Genomic DNA, 486 nt, shown 5'->3' on the forward strand with positions numbered 1-486 from the left:
CGGCCGATCCGCGCAGGCTGCCGCGCCATGTCGGCGGCCGGCCCGCCACGCGGGCATGCGGGGCATCGCTCACCATCCCCAACCATACGGCCGAATCGGCCCGTGTCATACAATAACATGGACAACCGGCGCGGCGTCTCGCGTCCGGTTCATGGGCGGCAGGACGCAGGCGAGCCTTTGATCGACACTGGCCAGGCCGCCGTCACCCGGCGGGGCCGTGAGCCAGCGGATAAGCGGCCAGTTCATGGTGGATCGCGCCACCTGGGGTCAGCTGCGACCGGTACAGCCCCAGAACCGCGGCGCGCGCGGGCGGCAGGTGCAGGCCCGCCAGCTCGGTCAGCGCCGCGTCCAGCTTGCGCCGTTCCACCGGATCGGGGCGTGGGCGCAGGCGGGTCAGCGTCACATGCGGACGAAACCGCGCGCGCGGCAGGTCCAGCCCAGCGGCACGACCTCGTCGCCCACTTTCCAGTTCTTCACGGCCGAGCC

General features: G+C 72.2%; 1 protein-coding gene. It reads right to left on the reverse strand.

What is annotated here, in order from left to right:
* Positions 1-202 precede the first annotated feature (202 nt).
* Positions 203-486: 2'-5' RNA ligase family protein (locus tag ACH107_RS33490; RefSeq protein WP_412509883.1), on the reverse strand; the 284-nt coding region annotated here is incomplete at its 5' end.

The organism is Roseovarius halophilus (ex Wu et al. 2025) (genome assembly GCF_047086965.1).